The organism is Nonomuraea sp. B5E05 (genome assembly GCF_039880665.1).
Lineage (GTDB): Bacteria > Actinomycetota > Actinomycetes > Streptosporangiales > Streptosporangiaceae > Nonomuraea.
This window is the reverse complement of sequence record NZ_JBDPMJ010000010.1, coordinates 298,150-319,773: the sequence shown is the minus strand read 5'-3', so window position 1 is coordinate 319,773 and position 21,624 is coordinate 298,150. Positions and strand designations below refer to the sequence as shown.

The 21,624-nt window shown below is 71.2% G+C and carries 19 protein-coding genes; 8 read left to right on the top strand and 11 right to left on the bottom strand.

The annotated features are described in order from the left end of the window. Positions 1–194: 194 nt before the first annotated feature. The 4 genes from eda to zwf form a co-directional block, all read right to left on the bottom strand. Positions 195–809 (bottom strand): bifunctional 4-hydroxy-2-oxoglutarate aldolase/2-dehydro-3-deoxy-phosphogluconate aldolase, encoded by a 615-nt coding sequence (gene eda / locus ABGB01_RS21160; protein ID WP_347775264.1) that lies wholly within the window; start codon positions 807–809, stop codon positions 195–197. 97 nt (positions 810–906) lie between these two features. Beyond that, complete coding sequence (locus ABGB01_RS21155) at positions 907–1,872, bottom strand: glucokinase (protein WP_347775263.1); 966 nt, start codon at positions 1,870–1,872, stop codon at positions 907–909. A gap of 132 nt (positions 1,873–2,004) precedes the next feature. Next, a complete protein-coding gene (edd, locus tag ABGB01_RS21150; RefSeq protein ID WP_347775262.1) occupies positions 2,005–3,948 on the bottom strand; it encodes a phosphogluconate dehydratase in 1,944 nt (647 codons plus the stop codon). A 79-nt stretch (positions 3,949–4,027) separates the two neighbouring features. Next, positions 4,028–5,563: a glucose-6-phosphate dehydrogenase gene (zwf, locus tag ABGB01_RS21145; RefSeq protein WP_347775261.1), complete on the bottom strand. Its 1,536-nt coding sequence runs from the start codon at positions 5,561–5,563 to the stop codon at positions 4,028–4,030. 141 nt (positions 5,564–5,704) lie between these two features. Here zwf and ABGB01_RS21140 point away from each other — a divergent pair, with 141 nt between their 5' ends. Both ABGB01_RS21140 and ABGB01_RS21135 read left to right on the top strand, forming a co-directional pair. Then, the gene (locus ABGB01_RS21140; RefSeq protein WP_347775260.1) at positions 5,705–6,910 is read left to right on the top strand and encodes an ROK family transcriptional regulator; all 1,206 of its coding nucleotides are present in this window, start codon (positions 5,705–5,707) and stop codon (positions 6,908–6,910) included. Between the two features lie 122 nt (positions 6,911–7,032). Further along, positions 7,033–7,461: a TetR/AcrR family transcriptional regulator C-terminal domain-containing protein gene (locus ABGB01_RS21135; RefSeq protein ID WP_347775279.1), complete on the top strand. Its 429-nt coding sequence runs from the start codon at positions 7,033–7,035 to the stop codon at positions 7,459–7,461. A gap of 121 nt (positions 7,462–7,582) precedes the next feature. Here ABGB01_RS21135 and ABGB01_RS21130 read toward each other — a convergent pair whose 3' ends face one another. Then, positions 7,583–8,548, bottom strand: coding sequence for a hypothetical protein (locus ABGB01_RS21130; RefSeq protein WP_347775259.1), 966 nt, complete (start codon positions 8,546–8,548; stop codon positions 7,583–7,585). Between the two features lie 85 nt (positions 8,549–8,633). Beyond that, positions 8,634–9,335 carry a DUF2470 domain-containing protein gene (locus ABGB01_RS21125; RefSeq protein WP_347775258.1) on the bottom strand — a complete coding sequence of 234 codons (702 nt, stop codon included), beginning with the start codon at positions 9,333–9,335 and terminating at the stop codon, positions 8,634–8,636. A 79-nt stretch (positions 9,336–9,414) separates the two neighbouring features. Here ABGB01_RS21125 and rpsD point away from each other — a divergent pair, with 79 nt between their 5' ends. Further along, positions 9,415–10,029 (top strand): 30S ribosomal protein S4, encoded by a 615-nt coding sequence (gene rpsD, locus ABGB01_RS21120; protein ID WP_347775278.1) that lies wholly within the window; start codon positions 9,415–9,417, stop codon positions 10,027–10,029. A gap of 1 nt (position 10,030) precedes the next feature. Here the strand turns inward: rpsD and ABGB01_RS21115 are convergent, their stop codons facing one another. Then, entirely contained in the window at positions 10,031–10,822 is a 792-nt protein-coding gene (locus ABGB01_RS21115) for an ion transporter (RefSeq protein WP_347775257.1), read from the bottom strand. A 113-nt stretch (positions 10,823–10,935) separates the two neighbouring features. Here ABGB01_RS21115 and ABGB01_RS21110 point away from each other — a divergent pair, with 113 nt between their 5' ends. Beyond that, the gene (locus tag ABGB01_RS21110) at positions 10,936–11,235 is read left to right on the top strand and encodes a DUF4190 domain-containing protein (protein WP_347775256.1); all 300 of its coding nucleotides are present in this window, start codon (positions 10,936–10,938) and stop codon (positions 11,233–11,235) included. On the opposite strand, the gene ABGB01_RS21105 is transcribed toward ABGB01_RS21110, so the two are convergent. Then, positions 11,232–11,867, bottom strand: coding sequence for a TetR/AcrR family transcriptional regulator (locus ABGB01_RS21105; protein ID WP_347775255.1), 636 nt, complete (start codon positions 11,865–11,867; stop codon positions 11,232–11,234). The genes ABGB01_RS21110 and ABGB01_RS21105 overlap by 4 nt on opposite strands. A 66-nt stretch (positions 11,868–11,933) precedes the next feature. On the opposite strand from ABGB01_RS21105, the gene ABGB01_RS21100 reads away from it, so the two are divergent. Then, positions 11,934–12,689: an ATP-binding cassette domain-containing protein gene (locus tag ABGB01_RS21100; RefSeq protein WP_347775254.1), complete on the top strand. Its 756-nt coding sequence runs from the start codon at positions 11,934–11,936 to the stop codon at positions 12,687–12,689. After that, positions 12,689–13,414 (top strand): ABC transporter permease, encoded by a 726-nt coding sequence (locus ABGB01_RS21095; RefSeq protein WP_347775253.1) that lies wholly within the window; start codon positions 12,689–12,691, stop codon positions 13,412–13,414. Before ABGB01_RS21100 ends, ABGB01_RS21095 begins: the two co-directional genes overlap by 1 nt. Positions 13,415–13,458: 44 nt before the next feature. On the opposite strand, the gene ABGB01_RS21090 is transcribed toward ABGB01_RS21095, so the two are convergent. Continuing rightward, positions 13,459–14,817, bottom strand: coding sequence for a S8 family serine peptidase (locus tag ABGB01_RS21090; RefSeq protein ID WP_347775252.1), 1,359 nt, complete (start codon positions 14,815–14,817; stop codon positions 13,459–13,461). A 183-nt stretch (positions 14,818–15,000) separates the two neighbouring features. Between ABGB01_RS21090 and ABGB01_RS21085 the strand changes: the two genes are divergently transcribed. After that, a complete protein-coding gene (locus ABGB01_RS21085) occupies positions 15,001–17,040 on the top strand; it encodes a spermidine synthase (RefSeq protein ID WP_347775251.1) in 2,040 nt (679 codons plus the stop codon). Positions 17,041–17,327: 287 nt separating this feature from the next. Here the strand turns inward: ABGB01_RS21085 and ABGB01_RS21080 are convergent, their stop codons facing one another. Next, entirely contained in the window at positions 17,328–18,734 is a 1,407-nt protein-coding gene (locus tag ABGB01_RS21080; protein ID WP_347775250.1) for an LCP family protein, read from the bottom strand. A 219-nt stretch (positions 18,735–18,953) separates the two neighbouring features. Further along, positions 18,954–20,090 (bottom strand): neutral zinc metallopeptidase, encoded by a 1,137-nt coding sequence (locus tag ABGB01_RS21075; protein WP_347775249.1) that lies wholly within the window; start codon positions 20,088–20,090, stop codon positions 18,954–18,956. A gap of 583 nt (positions 20,091–20,673) precedes the next feature. On the opposite strand from ABGB01_RS21075, the gene ABGB01_RS21070 reads away from it, so the two are divergent. After that, positions 20,674–21,543: a LysR family transcriptional regulator gene (locus ABGB01_RS21070; protein WP_347775248.1), complete on the top strand. Its 870-nt coding sequence runs from the start codon at positions 20,674–20,676 to the stop codon at positions 21,541–21,543. The last annotated feature ends 81 nt before the right edge of the window (positions 21,544–21,624 follow it).

The following is a 21,624-nucleotide window of genomic DNA, read 5'->3' as shown; positions in this document are numbered from 1 at the left end:
CTGTCCTTTCGCTTTCCGAGGAGCGAAAGGGGCTTCCCGGGGCTGCGGTTGTGCATGCCTTGACCTACCCGGTTGACCTCTCGTTGATACCCGGTCAACGGCGGGATGATGATCTTCGCGGATCCGGAAATGTCCACGTCACGGCGGTTTCAGGCCTTTAGCCGGGCCTGCGCGCGTACGCCCGCTTCCGGGCGCTACTTCAGCGCGGCGGCCTCCGACGCGAGCTTCTCGATCCGGCCCCAGTCGCCCGCCGCGAGCGCGTCGGCCGGGGTCAGCCAGGTGCCGCCGACACAGCCCACGTTCGGCAGCGCGAGGTAGGCGGCCGCCGTGTCCGCCCGGATGCCGCCCGTCGGGCAGAACCGCACGTCCGGCAGCGGCCCGCCCAGCGCCTTGAGGTAGGGGACGCCGCCCGCGGCCTCGGCGGGGAAGAACTTGAGCTCCTTGATCCCGCGCTCGGCCAGCGCCATCGCCTCCGACACGGTGGCCGCGCCGGGCAGGTAGGGGACGCCGCTCGCGTCGAGCGCCTCGACCAGCGACAGGGTGGTGCCCGGCGAGACCAGGAACCTGGCCCCGGACGCCACCGATGCTGAAATATCGTCAGAAGTCCGGATCGTGCCGGCGCCCACGGTCGCCTCCGGCACCTCGGCGGCGATCCTGGCGATCGCCTCACGGGCGGCCGGCGTGCGCAGGGTCACCTCGATGACCGGCAGGCCCCCGGAGACCAGAGCCCTGGCCAGCGGCACGGCGCTCTCCGCGTCGTCGATCACCACGACGGGGATCACCGGGGCGAGATCGAGCAGACTACTCATACGTTCTTCTCCTCGTCGGCCCCGTGTGGGACCTTCCGTACTCATATTGATGGCCCGCGCCCCCGGCGAGGCCGCCTGAGGCCCCCGGGGTACGGCCTCAACCCACCAGTTCCCTGCGCGCGCGCCGGCTCAGCCAGGCCGCGGCGCCCGTCAACGCCGGCTGCGGCGCGACGATCAGCGCCGTCCCGATGGCGGAAAGGTAGTCCGCCATGTCGGGATTGGCGGTGAACCGCGTACGGAAGCCGCTGGCACGCACGCGCTCCACGATACGGGGCAGCACTCCGCCGCCCAGGTAGACCCCGCCCCTCGCGCCCAGGGTCAGCGCCACGTTCCCGGCGAAGCCGCCCAGCATCCCGCAGAACACCTCGACCGTCTCGGCGCACAACGAGTCGTCGAGCCTGGCCACGATGTCCGAGGCGGTCAGCTCGGGCGCGGCGACCCCGTTCACCTGGGCCAGCGCCCGGTGCAGCCGGACCAGGCCCGGCCCGGACAGCACGTGCTCGGCGACGACGTGCGGCAACCCCTGCGACTGGAGGACCCGTACGATCTCGAACTCGCGCCGCTCCACCACCGGCACCGTGACGTGCCCGCCCTCGCCCGGGATCGGCGTCCAGCCGCCATCCGCCGGCGCCAAGCCGCCCACGCCCAGCCCGGTGCCCGGCCCCAGCACGGCCTTGACCCCGTGGCAGAGGCCGGGGCCGCCCAGGTGCACCAGGTCGTCGCCCTCCAGGTGCGGCAGCGACACCGCCAGCGCCTCGAAGTCGTTGAGCAGCCGCGCGTACGGGACGTCGAGGTCGCGTACGGACCCGGCCCACGGGGAGTTCGTGAGCCGGTAGCGGTCGCCGTCGATCGGCCCGGCCACGGCCAGGCAGACCGCTCCTGGCCGCGCCCCGGCCGCGTGCTCCGCGAGATAGGCGTCCACGGCTTCCGGCAGCGTGGCGTACGCCGCCCCTGCCAGGACCGCGACGTTCGACGGCCGCGCCCCCATTGAGGTGACCAGGCCGAACCGGGCGTTGGTCCCTCCGATGTCGGCGACGAGCCAGGGAAGGTCAAAGGCACTCACGCATACCTCCGGCGTCCACGGGCGGCGTCAAGATCGCTCGCCTCCCCCGCAGGATGCCATGATCGTCCGCGCCGTCCCAGACGGCCGGGCGCCCCTCACCGTCCCGTACGGCCGGGCGCCTTCGCCGGGTCGTCACCGGGCCAGTCCGGCGGGGCGGGCGGCCGCGGGGGCGCCGGCCTCCAGGTGGGAGGAGCCCGCCTCGGCGGGGAACCCCAGCCCGGGGCCGTGGTGCGGCGACTCGGCGCCGCTCACCCCGAAGATCCCGGCCCCCTGCTCCGCATGCCCCGCCATCCGGCGGAAGGCGGCGAACAGCTCGCGTCCCGTTCCCACCCACTGCGCGTCGCTCAGCGGCCGCCCCTCCGGCGTACGACCGGCCAGCTCCTCGGCGGGCACCAGCAGCTCCAGGACGCCCGCCGCCGAGTCGAGCCTGACGACGTCGCCGTCGCGCACCAGCGCGATCGGCCCGCCGTCGGCGGCCTCGGGCGACAGGTGGATGGCCGCGGGCACCTTGCCGGACGCGCCGGACATCCGCCCGTCGGTCACGATGGCCACCCGCTGCCCCCGGTCGAGCAGCACGGCCAGCGGCGAGGTCAGCTTGTGCAGCTCGGGCATGCCGTTCGCGCTGGGCCCCTGGTAGCGGATCACCGCCACGAAGTCCTGCCCGTCCAGCTCGCCCGCCTCGAACGCCTTCAGCAGATCGAGCTGGTCGTCGAAGACCTTGGCCGGCGCCTCGATCACCAGGTGCTCGGGCTTGACCGCCGACACCTTGCTGACCGCGCGGCCCAGGTTGCCCTCGACCATGTGGATCCCGCCGTCCGCGGCGAACGGCCCGGCGACGGGACGCAGCACGTCCAGGTCGGCGCTGCCGCCGGTGACCGGCGACCAGAGCAGCTCGCCGTCCACCAGGGCGGGCGCCTCGCGGTAGCGGTCGAGGCCGCGTCCGGCGACGGTGAGCACGTCGCCGTGGAGCAGCCCTTCGTCCAGCAGATCGCCGATGAGCACCTGCATGCCGCCGGCGTCGCGGAAGTGGTTCACGTCCGCCTGGCCGTTCGGGTAGACCTTCGTCAGCGACGGCACCACCCGCGACAGCCCGGCCAGGTCGTCCCAGGTCAGCACGATTCCCGCGGCGGCCGCCATGGCCACCAGGTGCAGCGTGTGGTTGGTCGAGCCGCCGGTCGCCAGCAGGGCGACGCAGGCGTTCACGATGGCCTTCTCGTCGACCACCTCGCCGATCGGCGTGTACTCCCCGCCGTGCGCGGTGATCTGCACCGCCCTGCGTCCCGCGGCCCCGGTCAGGGCGTGGCGCAGCTCGGTGTGCGGGTTGACGAACGTCGAGCCCGGCAGGTGCAGGCCCATGACCTCCATCAGCGCCTGGTTGGAGTTGGCGGTGCCGTAGAAGGTGCAGGTGCCGGGGGAGTGGTACGACTTGGCCTCGGCGTCGAGCAGCTCGTCCCTGCCCACCTTGCCCTCGGCGAACAGCTGCCGGGTGCGGGCCTTGACCTTGTTCGGCAGGCCGGAGGTCATCGGCCCGGCCGGCACGAAGAGCGCGGGCAGGTGCCCGAAGTGCAGCGCCCCGATGAACATCCCCGGCACGATCTTGTCGCACACGCCCAGCAGCAGCGTCGCGTCGAACATGTCGTGCGACAGCGCGATCGCGGTGGCCATGGCGATCACGTCGCGGCTGTAGAGGGACAGCTCCATGCCGGGCCGCCCCTGCGTGATGCCATCGCACATCGCGGGCACCCCGCCCGCCACCTGCGCGACGCCCCCGGCCTCGCGCACGGCCGCCTTCAGTTCCTGCGGGTACGTCTCGTACGGCTGGTGCGCGGAGAGCATGTCGTTGTAGCTGGTCACGATGGCCACGCCCGGCTTCGCCGTGCCGCGCAGGGCGGGCTTGTCCTCGCCCGGCGCGCCCGCGAAGCCGTGCGCCAGGTTCGCGCAGCCGAGGTGCGCCCGCGCGGGCCCCTTCGCCCGCGCGGCCTCGCCGTCACGGCGGATCCGCGCGAGGTACGCGGTCCGGCTGGCGGCGCTCCGCTCGGCGATCCGGTCGGTGATCTCCTGAATGACGGGGTTCATGCACCCTCCTTCGTCGGGCCGGTGAACCCGAGGTCGCTCCGTGTGATGACCGGTCTGGTGGTCGGCCCGCCGCGCTCGTTCACGCGTCCTCCTCGTGCCACGCACGACCGCTGCGGCCGAGCAGTTCGTGGGCTCCCGCGGGGCCGGTCGTTCCCGCGGGGTAGGGCTCGGGCAGCCCGGCCCGCGACTCCCAGGCGTGCAGGATCGGGTCGATCCAGCGCCAGGCCGCCTCCACCTCGTCCCGCCGCATGAACAGCGTCGGGTTCCCGGCCAGCACGTCGGTCAGCAGCCGCTCGTACGCCTCCGGCACCCGCGTCGTGAACGTCTCGCCGAAGCTCAACGACAGAGGCACCGGCTTCGGCGTCACCTCTCCCGCGCCCGGCTCCTTGGCCATGATGTGCAGCCGGATGCCCTCTTCCGGCTGCAGCCGCAGCACCAGGCGGTTCGGTGCGCCGCCGGGGTAGATGGAGTGCGGCACGTCCTTGAACTGCACCACGATCTCCGAACGCCGGTACGGCATCCGCTTGCCGGTGCGCAGGTAGAACGGCACCCCCGCCCACCTCCAGTTCTTCACCTCGGCCCGGATCGCGGTGAACGTCTCCACCCGCCGCGAGGCCTCGGTCGGCGGCGTGGAGGCGGGCTCGTCGAGGTAGCCGGGCATGCCGTCCGCGCCGACGTACTGGCCGCGCACGGTGAAGCGGTCGACCTCGGTGCCCGTGATCGGCCGCAGCGCCTGCAGCACCTTGACCTTCTCGTCGCGCACGGCCTCGCGGTCGCTGCGGGCGGGCGGCTCCATCGCGGTCAGCGTGAGGAGCTGGAGGAGGTGGTTCTGCACCATGTCGCGCAGCGCGCCGGCGTGGTCGTAGTAGCCGCGCCTGCCGGGCGTCCCGACGGTCTCGGCCGCGGTGATCTGGACGTGGTCGATCCACAAGGAGTTCCAGATCGGCTCGAGGAAGGCGTTGGCGAAGCGCAGGACCAGGAGGTTCTGGACGGTCTCCTTGCCCAGGTAGTGGTCGATGCGGAAGATCTGGTGCTCGTCGAAGATGGCGCCGACCTCGTCGTTGATGCGCTGCGCGCTCGGCAGGTCGTGGCCAAGGGGCTTCTCCAGGACCACGCGTGAGAGCGGCGTCACCAGCCCGGCCTGGTCGAGCTCGCGGCAGAACGGCCCGAACGTGCGGGGCGGGCTGGCCAGGTAGAACACGCGATCGCGCTGCTCGTGCCCGGCCAGCAGCCTGGTGAGCGCGCCCCAGCCCGCTCTGTCGGCCCCGCCGGCGTCCCTTCCGGCGTCCGCGCCGACGTCGATCGAGACGTGGTGCAGGCGGCCCAGGAACCGCTGCCAGCCGGCCTGGTCGTCGGCCGGCACCTGGTCGCGCACCTCGGCGTCCACCTTGCCGCGGAAGTCGGCGTCGGTCAGCCCGCCCCTGGACATGGCGATGATGCGGGATTCATGGGAGAGCCGGCCGTCCCTGTCGCAGTGGTAGAGCGCCGGGATCAGCTTGCGCATGGACAGGTCGCCGGTCCCGCCGAAGACGACGAGGTCGGCGGTGTGCGCACCGGGGTGATCCGCGGGCTGATTCGTAGGGCGATCTGCGGGTGAGGTCGAGAGGGGGGACACGGTTGAGAGCTCCATGATCTACCAAGCAGGGACAGAACGGACACTAACCAGAGTTTGGTGCATGCACAAGCGGAGTTTTGGCATCTGAGATAAAAAAGTCTCGACTTTTCATTACCTAACCCCATGTGGTTCACTTGGCCGATGCCTCGACGTACTGCCGCGACCCTCGCCACAAGTGGTGAGGTGCTCCGCCTCATCCGCTCCGGAGAGGCCGTGACACGCGGCGATCTCGGCCGGGTGACCGGCCTGTCGCGTCCCGCGGTGCAGTTGCGCGTCGGCGAGCTGCTGGAACGCGGCCTGGTCGTGGAGCGCGCCGACGCCCCGTCCACCGGCGGGCGGCCGCCCGTCCGGCTGGAGTTCAACGCCTCGGGCGGCGTGGTGCTGGTGGCGGCGCTCGGCGCGAGCCGCACCAGCGTCGCCGTCTGCGACCTGGCCGGGCGCCGGCTCGACGGCCGCGAGTTCGCGATGGACGTGGAACAGGGCCCCGACGTGGTGCTGCCGCTGCTCATGGACACCTGGGACGAACTGCTCGGCGGCCGTCCCCGCTCGATGGTCGCGGGCGTCGGCATGGGCGTGCCGGCGACGGTCGAGTTCGCGCAGGGCCGCACGGAGAGCGCCCGCGTGATGGCCTCGTGGACCGGCGTGGTGATCCCGCCGATCATCCGCGAGCGGTTCCCCGTCCCGGTGCTGGTCGACAACGACGTCAACGTGCTGGCCATCGGCGAGCACCGCGGCGCCTACCCCGACCTCGACGACCTGATGTTCGTGAAGATCTCGACGCGGATCGGCGCGGGCGTCGTCGCCGGCGGCGGGATCCTGCGCGGCGCGCTGGGCGCCGCGGGCGAGATCGGGCACATCCCCGTGCTCGACGGTGGCGACGTGTTGTGCCGGTGCGGCAACACCGGCTGCGTCGACTCCGTCGCCAGCGGCACCGCGCTGCTGCGCGACCTCCGGGCGCGCGGCAAGGACGTCACGACGATCGCCGACGTGACGGCGCTGGTGCGGGCGGGCGACGCCGAGACGATGGCCACCGTGCGCGAGGCGGGGCGCAGGATCGGCGAGGTGCTCGCCGGGGCGGTCAACATCCTCAACCCGTCGGTGGTGGTGCTGGGCGGCGACGTCGCCGAGGCGTTCGGGCCGCTCGTGTCGAGCATCCGCGAGGTCGTCTACCGCCGCTCCACCGCCCTCGCCACCCGCAGGCTGCGCATCGAGCCGAGCCGGCTCGGGGCGGGTGCCGGCATCAGCGGGTGCGCGGTGATGGTGCTCGACCACGTGCTGTCGCCCGAGGCCGTCGACGAGGCGATGACGGTCTCCGCCCTGCGCCAGGAGCGCGCGGCCTCCGGCTAGAGGTCCCAGCGTGGCTCGGAGCTCTCCTGCACGCCCCCGTCCGCGCGGAAGATCAGGTGACGGTCGAGGTCGGCGGCGAACCACCGGTCGTGCGTGACCACCAGCACCGTGCCCGCGAGCTGATGAGCGGCTGGCGGGGCGCGCTGCTACGCCATCCCTGGTCGGCCACCATCCTCGACCGGCCGCTCATGGGCCCGAACGCGCTGGAGCGCACCGAGTTCCTGTACGAGACCCTGGCCGAGGCGGGCTTCCCCGCGCCTAAGATCGCCGCCTACAGCCTGGCCAACTACGTCATGGGCGCGGTCATCATGCAGGTCACCTGGCAGGAACGCGACGAGGGCGGCACGGGCGCCATACTGAAGGAGCGCGCGGACCTCTATCCGTCCCTCGCCGAGCACGGTCTCGACTTCCCCGGCGGGCCCGCGAACGATCCCTCCGCCGAGTGGGACACCACGTTCGCCGAAGGTCTCGGCTACCTCCTCGACGGGATGGAGCAGGCCGAGCGGGCGCGGCGACGCGAGACCGGCGGCCCCGGCTGGACCGGCTCGTAAAAAGCAGAGCAGAACGCTTCACGCCGGAGATGTGGCGGAGGATCGTTCGCGATACGGGCGACATGTCGCCACGGCGCACGGCCGGCAGGGCGCGTCGTCACGGCGAGCAACCCGTTGGCCTTCACGACCGGCCAGGACGGGCGGTCACGGGGGGCGGCGCGTGCGGTGCCGCCGGCCTGCCGTAAGGGGAGGGGCCCGGCGCGGGCGCGGACGGCGGGTGGGATGCCGTGAAGCGCGAGCCGACCCCAGGCCCGGCGGTGTCCGCGTTGCCGGCCCCAGGCCTGGCGGTGTCCGCGTTGCCCGCCCGTGGTGCGGTGGATCCGGCGACGGCGCGCCGCGCCGGGGTGGATCGCGCCGTTTCGGCCCGGCCGGCGGCGGAGCCCGCCGAGCCGGACCGCGGCGCGGTGGACCTCGCCCTGACGCGCCGCGCCGAGGCGGAGCGCGTGGCTGTCAGCCGGGAGGCGACGGAACGCGCGACGACGGGCCGCGCAGACGGGACGGCGGCGGGCGGGGCGGTGCGGGAGACGAGCCGGGAGGTACGCGTGCCGGGGCCGGCGGTGTGCGCGTCAAGCCCGGGGGCGCGCGCGTCGAGCCGGGAGGTGCGCGAGCCGGGCGGGGCGGCGCGAGAGCCAGGCCGGGAGGTGCGCGAGCCGGGTGGGGAGGTCCGCGCGTCAGGTGGGACGGGGCGCGCGTCGGACTGGGCGACGACGGGCTGGGCGGGCCGGGTGGCGCGCTGGGGAGAGGCGGGCGGGGCGAGCCGGGTGGAGGTGGACCGGACCGGTTCGGCGGAGGCGAACTGGGTGGAGGCGGCCGGCGTGCCGCCCGGCGACGGGGTGGCCGTGCGGGTGGCGGTGGGACGCTCCGTGACCGGGGGGAAGGGCGGGACGTCGCCGGGCACGCGGTCGGAGACGGCGGGCCAGTCGAGCGGGTCCAGGTCGCTGGGGTACGGCGTACGTACCACCAGGATGGCGGCCGCGATCAGCATGACCACGCCGAGCAGGACGCCGGTGACCATCAACGCCCGCCCGCGCCACCCGCTCTCGTCGGCGGGCGCGGCGGGCCCAGGTCCACGGCGCGGTCCAGTCATCCCTCACATGCTAGAGATGTGGCGCACCGATCGGGCAATGTGCTGGTAAATCACCAAAAATCCATTGATGTCCGGTGAGGCGAGCTCAGCACGTGCACAGCAGCCCGCGCAGCGCCGTCTCCAGGCACAGGCCGGAACGCGCGGGGCGCGGCCACGGGAAACGCACGAGTGATTCGTCCACCCGTACGGTCGCCCCGAACCGGTCCAGCTCCCACAACCACACCTCGCCCGCCTGCTCGCCCAACTGCCTGGACACGCCGGCCGTGAGCTGCGGCCGGTGCGAGGCGTTGACATGGGCGAGCACCCGCTCGGCCGCCTCGGAGAGCGGGTCGGGCGCCGCGCCCAGGTAGTCGTCGGCGTCGAGCACCCCCGACTCCTGCCCGGTCAGGTAGACGACCTGGCCGACGTCCAGCCGCAGCAGCCGGGGCGCGTCCGGCCGCCCGTACCGCTCCAGCGCCTTGAACAGGCTCTCGTCCGGGCAGTGCGTGGCCACCGCGACCGCCGATGAGCGCGCCTCGCCCTCGGGAACGGCCTCCGCCCAGCCCTGCACCTCGATCAGCCCGCGCGGGTGGGTGGCGGAGCCCAGCTGCCGCATCGCCGTCAGGTTCACCGCCACGACGGCGTCCTCGCGCAGGCCGTGCAGCGTCTCCCCGGGCAGCACCAGGAGCACCGGACGCCCGCGCTCGTCAACTCCTCCGCGCGCGGGTGACGGGGCGCCGTCGACGGACAGCTTGGCGACGCCGGCGGTCGCGGCGAGGGTGCGGACCCGCTCGGGGATCGGCAGCATGACGCCTCCTTGAGGGCGGAAATCGTATGTTAGGTTAGGCAAGCCTAAGTAAGCCATACCTAATCACATCGAGGTGAACGTGCGCTACACCGGTCCGAAGGTGCGACTGTCACGTCGCGCGGGCGTCCCGCTGACCAGGAAAGCCGTCCGCTACTTCGAGCAGCGCCCCTATCCGCCGGGCGAGCACGGCCGTAAGACCAACCGCCGCAACACCGGCGACTACGGCCTGCGGCTGATGGAGAAGCAGAAACTGCGCTGGTACTACGACGTGTCCGAGCGGCAGTTGCGCCGCTACTGGGACCTCGCCCTGCGCAAGCCGGGCGCGTCCGGCGCCGAGCTGGTCACGCTGCTGGAGACCCGCCTGGCCTCGCTCGTGCTGCGCGCCGGGCTGGCGCCGTCCATCTACGCGGCCAGGCAGTACGTCAACCACGGTCACATCGCCGTGGACGGCCGCAAGGTGGACATCCCCAGCTACCTGGTCAGGCCGGGACAGGTGGTCACCGTCAGGGAGCGCTCGCGCAGGTTGCAGCCGTTCGTGGCCGCCGCCGAGGGCGTGTACGCCGACGACCGGATCGCCCCCTACCTCGCGGTCGAGCACGCCGACCTCCGCTTCACGCTGACGCACCGGCCGGAGCGCGAGCAGATCGACCTCCCGGTGGACGAGCAGCTCGTCGTGGAGTTCTACTCCCGCTAGCTCAGTCCAGGGCCCGCTGCGCGCGCAGCTCGGCCAGCTCCTTGCGCAGCTCGGCGAGCTCGTCGAGGATGCGCTGGGTGCGATCGCCAGTGTCCTGCCTGGCGGCGGCGCGCTCCTCGGAGTTCTCCTCGTCCATCGCGCTGACCACGACGGCGAGGAACAGGTTCAGCACGACGAACGTGCACACCAAAATGAAGATCGTGAAGAAGATCCAGGCCGACGGATGACGATCCATCACCTCTTTGGCGATGTTGCCCCAGTCGTCACCCGTCATCGTCTGGTAGAGGGTGAACAACGACGTGGGCAGGCTGCCGAACCTGGTGGGGGCGGCCTGCCCGTAGAGCTTGGTGGCCATGACGGCGGCCACGTAGAGCACCAGGGAGAGCAGCACCACGATCGAGCTCATCCCCGGCAGGGCGCGCAGCAGCGCCGAGACCACGCGGCGCAGGCTCGGCACGACCGACAACAACCGCAACGCGCGCAGGATGCGCAGGGAGCGCAGCACCGACAGGCCGCCGGTCGCCGGGACGAGGGCGATGCCGACGATCACCGCGTCGAAGATGTTCCACGGGTCGCGGACGAACGCCGAACGCTCGACGTAGACCTTGGCCAGCAGTTCGACGACGAAGATGTAGAGCGCGACATGGTCGATGAGGGTGAGCAGGTCGCCGTGGCGCTCGACCACCTGAGGGAAGGTCTCGAGTCCCAGAACGGCCGCGTTGGTCAGGATGACCGCGATGATGAACCGCTGGAAGCGCCGGTGGGCGAGGAAGTCGCGCATGCGTTCACGCACGGGGGTAGGCTCCTAAGGCAATGATCGTGTTGCCCCACCATGATGGCGCAAGATGATCAAGCAGGAGACCGTGGTATAACCCACACGACCAGGCTCGGGAGGGGCCGGACGACATGTCCTATCCGCACTACGGCCCACCCCCTCAGAGCCACCCCAACGGCACCGCCATCCTCGTGCTGGGCATCCTGAGCCTGGTGGTCTGCAGCCTCCTCGGGCCCTTCGCCTGGGTGATGGGCAACAGAGCGCTTAGCGAGATCGACGAGAGCGGTTATTACTACGAGAACCGCGGTTCGATCCAGGCGGGGCGCATCTGCGGCATCATCAGCAGCGTCCTGATGATGCTCACGTTCGGGTTCATCATCTTCGGGTTGGGCATGGCGTTCCTCACCGGCGGCTTCGAGAGCAGCGGTTAGCGCCGCCGGCCGTAGTCGCCGAGGCCCGGCTCCAGCAGGTCGAACGCCTTCTCCGCCTGCGCTCTGAGGTCGGGTTCGATGCTCTCCCACTCCTCGCCGGCGAGCCTCCTGCTCACCGAATAGTCGGTGAGCAGCCGCGCCGTGGTGAGGATGTGCGCCGCGACGAGCCTGGGGCGGAGGTCGTCGGAATCCGCGCCGAGCTCGTCGGCGAGCGCTCGGGTCAGCACCTTCTCTCGCTGCTCGTGCACCTCGCGCATCCGGGCGACCAGCGCCGGGCTGGCGTCCACGATCCTGGCGAACACGTCGGTGCCCAGGTTGAACCCGTATCGCCAGTCCTGGGTGTCGATGGCGTGGAGCACGTCGCGCCGGAAGGCCCGCACCACGCTCTCGCCGGGCTCGCGCTCCCGCAGCACCCGCACGGGGTGGTCCACGGCCAGGTGCTGCCGGTCGGCGAACAGGTCCTCCTTGGTGCTGAAGTAGTTGAACACCGTGTTGACCGACACGTCGGCGGCCCGCGCCACCTCGGCCACGGTCACGTTGTCGAACCCCTTGGCCATGAACAGGCCCATCGCGATGTCGGCGATGCGCTCCCTGGTCTCGCGTTTCTTCCGCTCCCGCAGCCCTTCACCCATGTCCCCATCGTACCCAAATTGCAGTGACACCAATTTTATGGTTACCTCAATTTTGGAGGCGATGAAATGATCAAGACTTCGGGTCTGAGCAAGACCTTCGATGGCGGCGTGGAGGCCGTCAGAGACCTCGGCATAGCGGTGGAGCCCGGTGAGATCGTGGGTTTCCTCGGTCCGAACGGCGCGGGCAAGACCACGACCATGCGCATGCTGACCACCCTGCTGCGCCCCACGTCCGGCACCGCCACGGTGGCCGGGCACGACCTGCGGGCCGACGCGAAGGAGGTGCGCAGGCACATCGGCTACGTCTCCCAGGGCGGCGGCATCCTGCCGACCACGCCGCTCAAGGGAGAGCTCGAACTCCAGGGCATGCTCTACGGGCTGAGCCGCCGGGAGTCCGGCGCCAAGGCAGGTGAGGTCCTGGCCAGGCTGGACCTCGCGGGGCTGGAGACCAGGCTCGGCGGCGCGCTCTCCGGCGGCCAGCGCCGCCGCTTCGACATCGCGTTCGCGCTGCTGCACGACCCGGCGCTGCTCTTCCTCGACGAGCCGACGACCGGCCTCGACCCGCAGAGCCGGGCCAACCTGTGGGGCCACATCCGCGCGCTGCGCGAGGAGAAGGGCATGACGGTGTTCCTCACGACCCACTACCTCGACGAGGCCGACGCTCTCTGCGACCGGCTGCTGATCATCGACCACGGCCGGATCGTGGCCGAGGGCGCCCCGGCCGAGCTCAAGACCGGCGGACGCACGCTCGACGAGGTGTTCCTCGACATCACCGGCAGGTCACTCCGCGAGGAGAGCGAGCTGTCGGGGAAGGGCGTCTGATGCTCCGCGACACCTGGGTGCTGTTCCGCCACGGCGTGGGCGTCACGCTCCGGCAGAAGGTCGGCGTCGTCTTCGGCGCGGTCCAGCCGCTGCTCTTCCTCGTGCTGTTCGGGCCCATCTTCGCCACGTTCGGCACCTGGGAGACGCTCGTGCCGGGCCTGATCATCCAGCTCGGCCTGATGAGCATGGGGCTGGCCGGGTTCGGCATCGTCTTCGAGAAACGTTCCGGAGTGCTGGAACGGATGCGTGTCACCCCGGCCAGCCGGCTGGCGCTGCTGCTCGGGCGCGTGCTCACCAACGCGGTCACGCTGATCCTGCAGACGCTGCTGCTCCTGGTGGTCGGCTTCGCCTTCGGCCTGCGCGCACCCGCGCTCGGGCTGGCGGCCGGGTTCGTGCTGATCGTCGTGCTCGGGCTGAGCCTGGCCGCGCTGTCGTACGCCGTCGCCCTGACGATGAACGAGCAGCTGTTCGCGCCGGTGATGTCCACGGCGGTGATCCCGCTCATCCTGCTGTCCGGCTCGTTCCTGCCGATGTCGATGGCGCCGGGCTGGCTCGACGCCATCTCGCACGTCAGCCCGTTCCGGTATGTGCTGGAGGCGCTGCGCGACCTGTTCCACGGCCACTACCTGACGGGCACGGTCGGCGCCGGCGTGGCGGTGACCGCGGTGTTCGCCGTGGTCAGCCTCACCATCGGGACGCGCGTGTTCAACAGGGAGAACGCGTAAGGAGCGCGGGCGTGGCCGGACCGCTCCGGCCACGCCCGCGCGGGTCAGGCCGCGCTTCTGGCGCGGCGCTGAAGGGCCGTGATGACGCCCGCCGGGTCCACGATCCCGTAGCCGTAGCCGTAGTCGAACCCCACCTCGCTGCGGTCCTCCGCGGTGCGCCGCAGCAGCGCGCGCAGCTGGGCGGGCGACAACCTGTCCGCCGGCCACATGGTGCGCACCGCCGCCACGAGCCCGGCCGCCACCGGCGCCGCCGCCGACGTGCCCGAATCGGGCGAGCCGGGGCCCAGCGCCTGGGACCCGGAGAAATGTGTGTACGCGCAGAGGTCCGGCTTGCGGGCGGTCAGCCGTCCCGGCCCCTGCGAGGAGTAGCCCACCCGCTCGCCGTTGATGTCGATGCCGCCGATCGACAGGGCCTTCGGATGGGAGTTGGCGCCCACGATCGGCCGGGAGGGGAAGGCGCACCGGCCGTCGGGGCACTCGCGGCCGCAGTTGCCCGCCGCGAACAGCACGTCCGCGCCCGCCCGGTCCAGGCCGGCCACCATCAGGTTGAACGGGTGGGCGGCGTTGTCGGAGTAGTTGCCGGGATGCCCGACGGGGAAGTCCCACTCGGGCGAGAACGATCCCCACGAGTTGCTCACCACCAGCGCCCTGGATCCCGCGGGCTGGGCGTCGAGCACGTTGCGCAGGTGCGCGAAGGCCGACACCGCGTCCGACAGCAGCCCGTCCATCACCGAGCCGCCCGGCCGGGTGGACAGCAACACCGGGATGTCGACGAGCGACGCGTGAGGGGCCGCGATGAGGGCGTCGAACGCGCACATCGTGCCGTGGTCCACCTCGAACTCGCCCGGCGTGCCCGACACTCCCGGCGGGCTCCAGGAGCGCTCGGCGTCCAGCGTGACGGCCCTGCCGAGCTGCCTGGCCGTGTGGGCGGCGTTGATGCCGTTGTCGAGCACGGCCAGCGCGACCCCGGCGCCGTCGAGGCCCTCGGCGTGCAGCCCGGGGACGTGCAGCAGGCGTTCGACGTCGTGCCAGTCGCCGGCCGGCGGATCGCCCCCGCACAGCGGCGCCGACCCGATGACCGGATCGGCGAAGATGCCGACCACGTCGGTCCTGATGCCGGGAAGCAGCGTGACCCTGGAGGCCAGCTCGTCGTCGGAGATCGTCCCCCGGACCAGGACGGACGCGTCCTCGGCGGCCAGCGAGAAGTCGAGCGGCTGATTGAGCGAGAGCGGGTCGCCGCCGGTCGAGGGGACGGGCCTCGGCACGGCCACGGGCACGAACGCCGAGTCGAGCTCGACTCCGGGCAACCCGTCGGCGACGTCGGCCGTGGTGGCGGCCTGGCCGGGGTCGGCGACGGCCGCGACCAGGTCGGGAGAGGGGCGGAGCTGGATCAGGACCCGCATGTGTCACCACCAACGTGTGTGGGGGAGCGAACGTCCCAACATTCCTGCATCCGCCCGCCCGCGTCCAGCGGTTCGCACCGGTTTTGACCTGCGGAAATGCGCTAATCGCCGCGAAGTGGACGACTTTTGTCCGCGGCTCGCCGGACTTCCGTGCCGGCGATCTTTTCACTACGGTGAGGCAGCATGACGCTGGAGGCCAGGAAGCCGGTCGACGACGGGGAGAAGACTCACTGGCTGGCGGTGCGGCCGAGGCTCATCCTCGCCAGCGCCTTCATGCTCTTCCTCGAGCTGGCACTGATCAGGTGGACCGGATCCAACATCGTCCACCTCAGCTACTTCACGAACTTCGTGCTGCTCGGCTCGTTCCTCGGCATCGGGCTCGGCTTCCTGCGCGTCGGCCGGTCGCGGCGGCAGCCCTACTACTCGCCCGTGGTGCTCGCCCTCCTGGTCGTGGTCGTGCTGATCTTCCCGGTGACCGTCGACAGGAACACCGAGGGCGTCCTCTACTGGACGAGCCTGTCCACCAGCGGCCCGCCCGCGTGGCTGATCCTGCCGGTGATCTTCTGCGCCGCGGCGCTGGTGCTCATGGGCCCCGCCGAGCTCGTCGGACGCTGCTTCCCCGAACTGCCGCGCCTGGAGGCGTACCGCTACGACCTGGTCGGCAGCCTCACCGGCATCGCCGCGTTCACCGCGCTGTCCTTCCTGAGCGCGCCGCCGGTGTTCTGGGGCCTGATCGCCGCGATCTGCTACGCGCTGCTGCTGGTGCCCCGGCCGCGCGCCCTCTACGTGGGGCTGGTGACGGTGCCCTCGCTGGCCGTCGTCGGGCTGCTGCTGGCCGAGACGCTGACCGCGGGAGCGATCTGGTCGCCGTACTACAAGGTCACGTTCAGGCAGCTCCAGCAGCTGGGCGTCGCCGTCACCGACATCGCGGTCAACGGCATCCCGCACCAGCAGGCCGTGCCCGCCGCCGCCAGGCTGCAGTGGGAGCGCCAGTACGGCCTGCCGTACGAACGGACCACGAAACCGCCCAAGGACGTGCTCATCGTCGGCGCCGGCAGCGGCACCGACGTGGCGATCGCGCTGTCCAAGGGCGCCGCCCGCGTCGACGCCGTCGAGATCGACCCCAAGCTGCGCGAGCTCGGCGGCTCCGTCCACCCCGACCGGCCCTACGACGACCCGCGCGTCACCACCCACATCACCGACGGCCGCGCCTTCCTGGAACGCACAGGCGAGAAGTACGACCTCATCCTCTTCGCCCTGCCCGACTCTCTCACCCTGGTCTCCGGAGCCAGCTCGCTGCGCCTGGAGAGCTACCTGTTCACCGAAGAGGCCATGCAGGCCGCCCGCGAGCACCTGAAGCCGGGCGGCGCCTTCTCGATGTACAACTACTACCGCGAGAGCTGGCTCGTCGACCGCCTCGCGGCCACCATGCAGAGCGCCTTCGGCCACAAGCCGTGCGTCGACGTCGTCAGCATCGCCGGCCAGCAGGCCGTCATCACCGCCGGCCTGAGCGAGGCCGACCAGCGCTGCGGCGCCGCCTGGGCCGGTGCCGCCCCCGGCACCCCGGCCCCCGCCGACGACGACCGCCCCTTCCTCTACCTCAAGGACGCGACGATCCCGCCGATCTACATCATCACGCTCGGCCTGATCCTCATCGTCAGCCTCCTCGCCGTCCGCGTCGTCGCGGGCCCTTATGACCGGATGCGGCCGTACGCCGACCTGTTCCTGCTGGGCGTGGCGTTCATGTTGCTGGAGACGAAGAGCGTGACCGGTTTCGCGCTGCTGTTCGGCACGACGTGGGTGGTCAACGCCATCGTCTTCGCCGGCGTGCTCGTCGCGGTCCTCGCCGCCGTCGAGGTGACCCGCCGCTTCCGCACCCCGCCGCTGCCCGTCATGTACGGCGTGCTGCTCGCCGGCCTGCTGCTGGCCTGGCTGGTGCCGAACGCGTGGCTGCTGTCCCTGCCGCTGCCGCTGCGCGCGGTGGCCGCGGTGACCGTGGCCTTCCTGCCGATCTTCGCCGCGAACATCGTCTTCGCCAAGCGCTTCGCCGACACCGCCGACGCCACCACGTCCTTCGGCGCCAACCTGCTGGGCGCCATGGTGGGCGGCTGTCTGGAGTACGCCGCGCTGATCATCGGGTACAAGGGCCTGCTGATCGTGGCGGCCCTGCTCTACATCGGGGCGCTGGTGCTGCTGCCGAGGAAGAAGGCCGCGCTGGTGTGACGTGAGGGGCGGCCGCCCAGGGCGATTCCCCTGAGCCGCACCCGTCGCGTCGGCCGCCCGTCCCCGTCGCGTTCGTCGTCCGGCGCCTGCCGCGCGTCTGCCGTCCCGCGCCGAAGCAGCCTCTGGCCGGGCCTCAGGGGCGGTGTACAGGACCTCGACGAGGAGCGCCGGGTCCAAGGGAGGCCCTGGGCTGGGAGCGGGTGTGGCGGGTCCTCAGCGCGGTGTGCCGGGTCTCAAAGCGAGGTGTCCCGGTGCCAGCGCGAATGTCGGTGCGGTGTGCCGGGGTCTCAAAGGCCGCAGAGTTCCTCGAGGGACTTCGCGTCGTCCCCCTTGCGCTTCTGGCTGTTCCTCGTCGGCGTCTGCGTCGGCTGGGCGGCCTGGGTCTTCACCGAACTGGCCGTGGTGGTCGGCGAGGCGCCCACATGGGCCGTCTGCGCCTGCTTGGCCGGCCGGAGCGAGGAGGCGATCGCCTTGCGCGCCGCGGTGCGGATCTTCGCCCACTCGGGATTGCCCGGCCAGAACTCCGGCGGTACGAACTGCAGGCTGGTGATCTTGGCGTCCTTGACCTTGACGGCCAGCTCCACCAGCGGCTGCACGAGGTGCTTCGGGATGTTGGTACGCGCGAGCCGCTTGGCCGCACCGGCGATCTTGGTGAAGTTGGTGAGGATCACGGCGGGCGTGGCCTGCTGGGCGAAGGCGCCGATGACGCAGCGCTGGCGGCCCATGCGGGAGAAGTCGTCGCTGTTGACCCGGGACCGGCCGTACCAGAGGGCCTCCTCGCCGCTGAGCCGCCGGTAGCCGGCCTTGATCGTGCCCGCGGTGCCGTAGTGGCCGCCCCACTTGACGTCCTGCTCGACCCGGATCTTGAGGCCGCCGATGGCGTCGACCAGGTCCGCGAAGCCATACATGTTCATCATCGCGTAGTAGTCGATCTTCAGGCCGAGCGTGTGGCCGATGGCGTCCATGAGGGCCCGCGGGCCCTTGTTCTTGCCGCCCATGATCTCGGGATGGTCGTTGGCGTACTGCCACACCTCGTTGAGCAGGCCGCCGTTGCCGAGCTCGGCCAGGTAGCCGTTCGGGAACTGGTCGTGCAGCGGCGACGAGGCGGGGAAGCGCACGTGCTGCAGGTTGCGCGGCAGGCTGAACAGGACCGTGGCGCCGCTCTTGACGTGCACGCTGGCCACCGTCATGCTGTCGGTCCGCACGCCGGTACGGTTGCTCGCCGCGTCGCCGCCGATCAGCAGGAAGTTCACCCGATCCCTGCCGTGCCAGGGGTCCTCGCCCTCCTTGGCCGCCGGCGGCACGTCGGAGTCGTCCGACGAGGGAAAGATGCCGTTGATGGTGCTGCGGAACGTCATCACGGTGTTGGCGGTGAGGGCGAACGGCGACATGACGGCCACGCACAACACGCCGACCACGATGCCGGTGATCATCTGGCCCTGCTGGTTGAGCTTGCTCGGGCCGAGCGCGATGTACGACGTCACCAGCAGCGCGAACCACGCCAGCGCGGCGAGCGCGGCGAGGACGACGATCGTCATCAGCATGCCGTCGCCGACGAGTGCGGCGGCGTTCTCCAGGTTGCCGGCGATGCTGAGCCCGTAGGCCAGGACGGCGAGCACCAGCACCGCGTACACGCTGACGAGCACCAGCCCGATACGACGCTGCCCGGCCCGCAGGTGTGCGGCGCCGGGCACGATGGCGGACAGTGCGGTCCACCCGAGGACGGAGGCGGGGGTCAGCGGCTTGGCGAAGCGCGGCGGGGCATTGCGCGATGTGGAGCCGGTGCCGGTGCCGGTGCTGGAACCGGAACCGCGAGGGGAAGCGGGGCGTGGGCGGCGAGCGGGGCGCCGTTTCCTGCCTCCTGGCACGGTTGCTTCCCCATCCCGATTGCGCACACCCGGCTCCCTACTCGCCTACCAGGCAAAACTGACGTTTGCCCCCCAATGGCCACAAGATTGCCAGGATTCTAGTCCCCATACTTGGACAACAACGACATGTGCCCAACCTGAGATGAATTCCTCATTGACTTCAGGAGGTCGCTGAGGACGACGCCATCCACGTGTTGCACTGGTACGCCTTGCTCTTCGTCCAGCCCTGCCTGAACCAGCGGTGGTTGTTGACCGGCTTGCCGTGTCGCGCGGATAGCCCGGATGGTCGCCCACCTGGCCGTAGAACGAGAACAGCCGGCTCCTGTCGGACGTGCTCACCGGGTACGACGACGCGACCGAGCGCATCCACATGCCGCCGAAGCACGTGGCCTGCAGCTCCAGCCGCCTGCTGAGGGCGAGCTTGGCGTTCCTGCTGGAGGTGTCCAGCGTGGAGCGCCACCACGAGTTCATCAGGCCCGTGATGTTCTGCACGTGGTGGCCGTACTCGTGGGCCATCATGCTGATGATCCCGCCGTGCCAGGAGATGATCTGCCCGTAGCCGCGGGAGTTGCCGTTGCCCCTGGCCATGGCCGAGGTCGAGGCGTAGATCGTGTTGTTCTGCGGGCAGTAGTACGGGACGATGTTCCCCGGCGACGGGTAGTCGCCGCACGCGCCCCTGCCCCGCCTGGCGGCGATGGCGTAGCCGGGCGGGCTGAACCTGATGCCCTGCTTCTCCAGGATGGGCTTCCACGCCCGGTCCATGCACTTGCCGGTCTTCAGGATCAGCGCCTTGAGCTGGCTGTGGCTGAAGATGCTCGCGTTGCCCGCCGGGCATCTGAGCCTGGGAAGGATGCCCGCACGGTACATCGTGTTGTTCTTCAGGCTCGTGTTCAGCGTGACGGTCTGCCGCGGCTCCTGCTCCGCCTCCTCCGTCTCCCGCTCCGTCGGCCGGCTCGTGGGCTCGCTGGTGGAGGGCTCGTCCGTCGGCTCCTGGGTCCGCGTGCGCTCGGGGAACGGCTCGTCGTCGGTGGCGCGTTCCGAAGGCTCGTACGTCGGGATCGCGATCGGCCTCGAGGTCTCCGACCGCGACGTGCCCTTGAAGAACGCCGCCCCCACGACGATCAGCACGAACAGCGCCGCCACCGAGCCGAGCACGGCGCCGATCACCCCGACGGCGCCCATGCCGGACTTCTTGCGTGGCGGCGGATGCGGCCAGCGCTGCGCCGGCGGCAAGGGAGGCGGTGGCGGGGGCGGAGAGGGCTGCTGCCGGTGCGGCGGCTGCCCGTACGAGGGCTGGTGCCCGTAAGGGGGCTGCTGCCCGTACTGCCGGCCGCCCTGCGGCGGCCCCTGGTAAGGAGGGCCCTGAGGGGAGTGCTGGGGGGAATGCCGAGGGGGATGGTGCGGGGGGCGCTGGGGCGGCGGTGGCGGTTGCGGCGGCGGGTGCGGGCCGCCCCCCTGTGGCTGCGGCTGGCGGTAGCCCGGCGGCGGCCACGGCAAGGACGGTGGCCGTTGTGGCTGCCCTGGCCCTTGTGGCGGGGGTGGATACTGCCCGTTCCCTGTCACCGTGTCTCCCCGTTCACGTGGTTGTCTGCTTTCAGTGGCTTTGCGCCGCGACTTGGCGGACCTTTGCCAAATTTGGGGCAAAAGCATACTGATTTCTCACCCGTCACGGATGTAGCGGTACTCGGTTACGGTCCGAAATCATTCGAGGTGATCTCCGCTATCTTTCGGTCCCGGCGGCGGGTGGTGTCCTAGCTTCTTTGGCATGAATCTCCAGCAGCTCCGCTATGTGGTCGCGACTGCGGAGCACCGCACCATGACCGACGCGGCAAGATCGCTCTACATCGCGCAACCCGCGCTTTCCCGCGCGATTCGCGATCTGGAGCGAGAGCTCGGCATGACGCTCTTCGCTCGCTCCGGCCGCGGCGTGGTCGTCACCGCGCAGGGTCGCCGGGTGGTCAAGCTGGCAAGGGAGGCACTCGACGCGGTTCACGAGATCGAGGGACTGGCCAACCAGGCCGGGACCACCGAGGCCGAGCTCCGCATCGCCGCCACACCCAGCCTCGAACCCGGTCTCGCGGGGCGGTTGTTGCCCGCCTACGCGGCCCACCACCCGGGAGTGCGCGTGCACATCGTCCGCTGCGACGGCCGTGACGGCGTCGTCAGCGCCATCAGGGATCAGCGGGCCGATCTAGGGCTCACCGATCTCCCCGTGCCCACCGACCTCATCACCCACCCGCTCGAACGCCAGGAGATCGTGCTGATCTCCCCGCCCGGGCTCGAACTCCCCAACCCCGTGCCGATGGGCAAGCTGAACGGCATGCGCCTGGCGCTGCCCGCCCGCGGCAGCCTGCGCCGCAGGGAACTCGACGCGATGTTCGGCAAGTTCGCGGTGACGCCCGTCGTCGTGCTCGAAACCGACGAGCGCAACGGCTGGCTCAACGCGGTACGCGCCGGTCAGGCGTCCCTGCTGTGGTATCGCGGCATGGCCGAGCAGGCCGGTCGCGCCGGTCTGGTGGTGCGCTCGCTCGACCCCGCCGTGCGCCGGGTCATCGCGGTCGTCCACGCCCGCCGCCGGTTGCCGCTCATCGCCCAGGACTTCCTGACCACCGCAGAGAAGGGGACCGCCGCCTGACCACTTTCGGAACGCTCCATCTCCCTCCACGTCCACCCGACAGGGCCCGGATCATCCGAGCCCGGGGGCCCGGCGAGCACA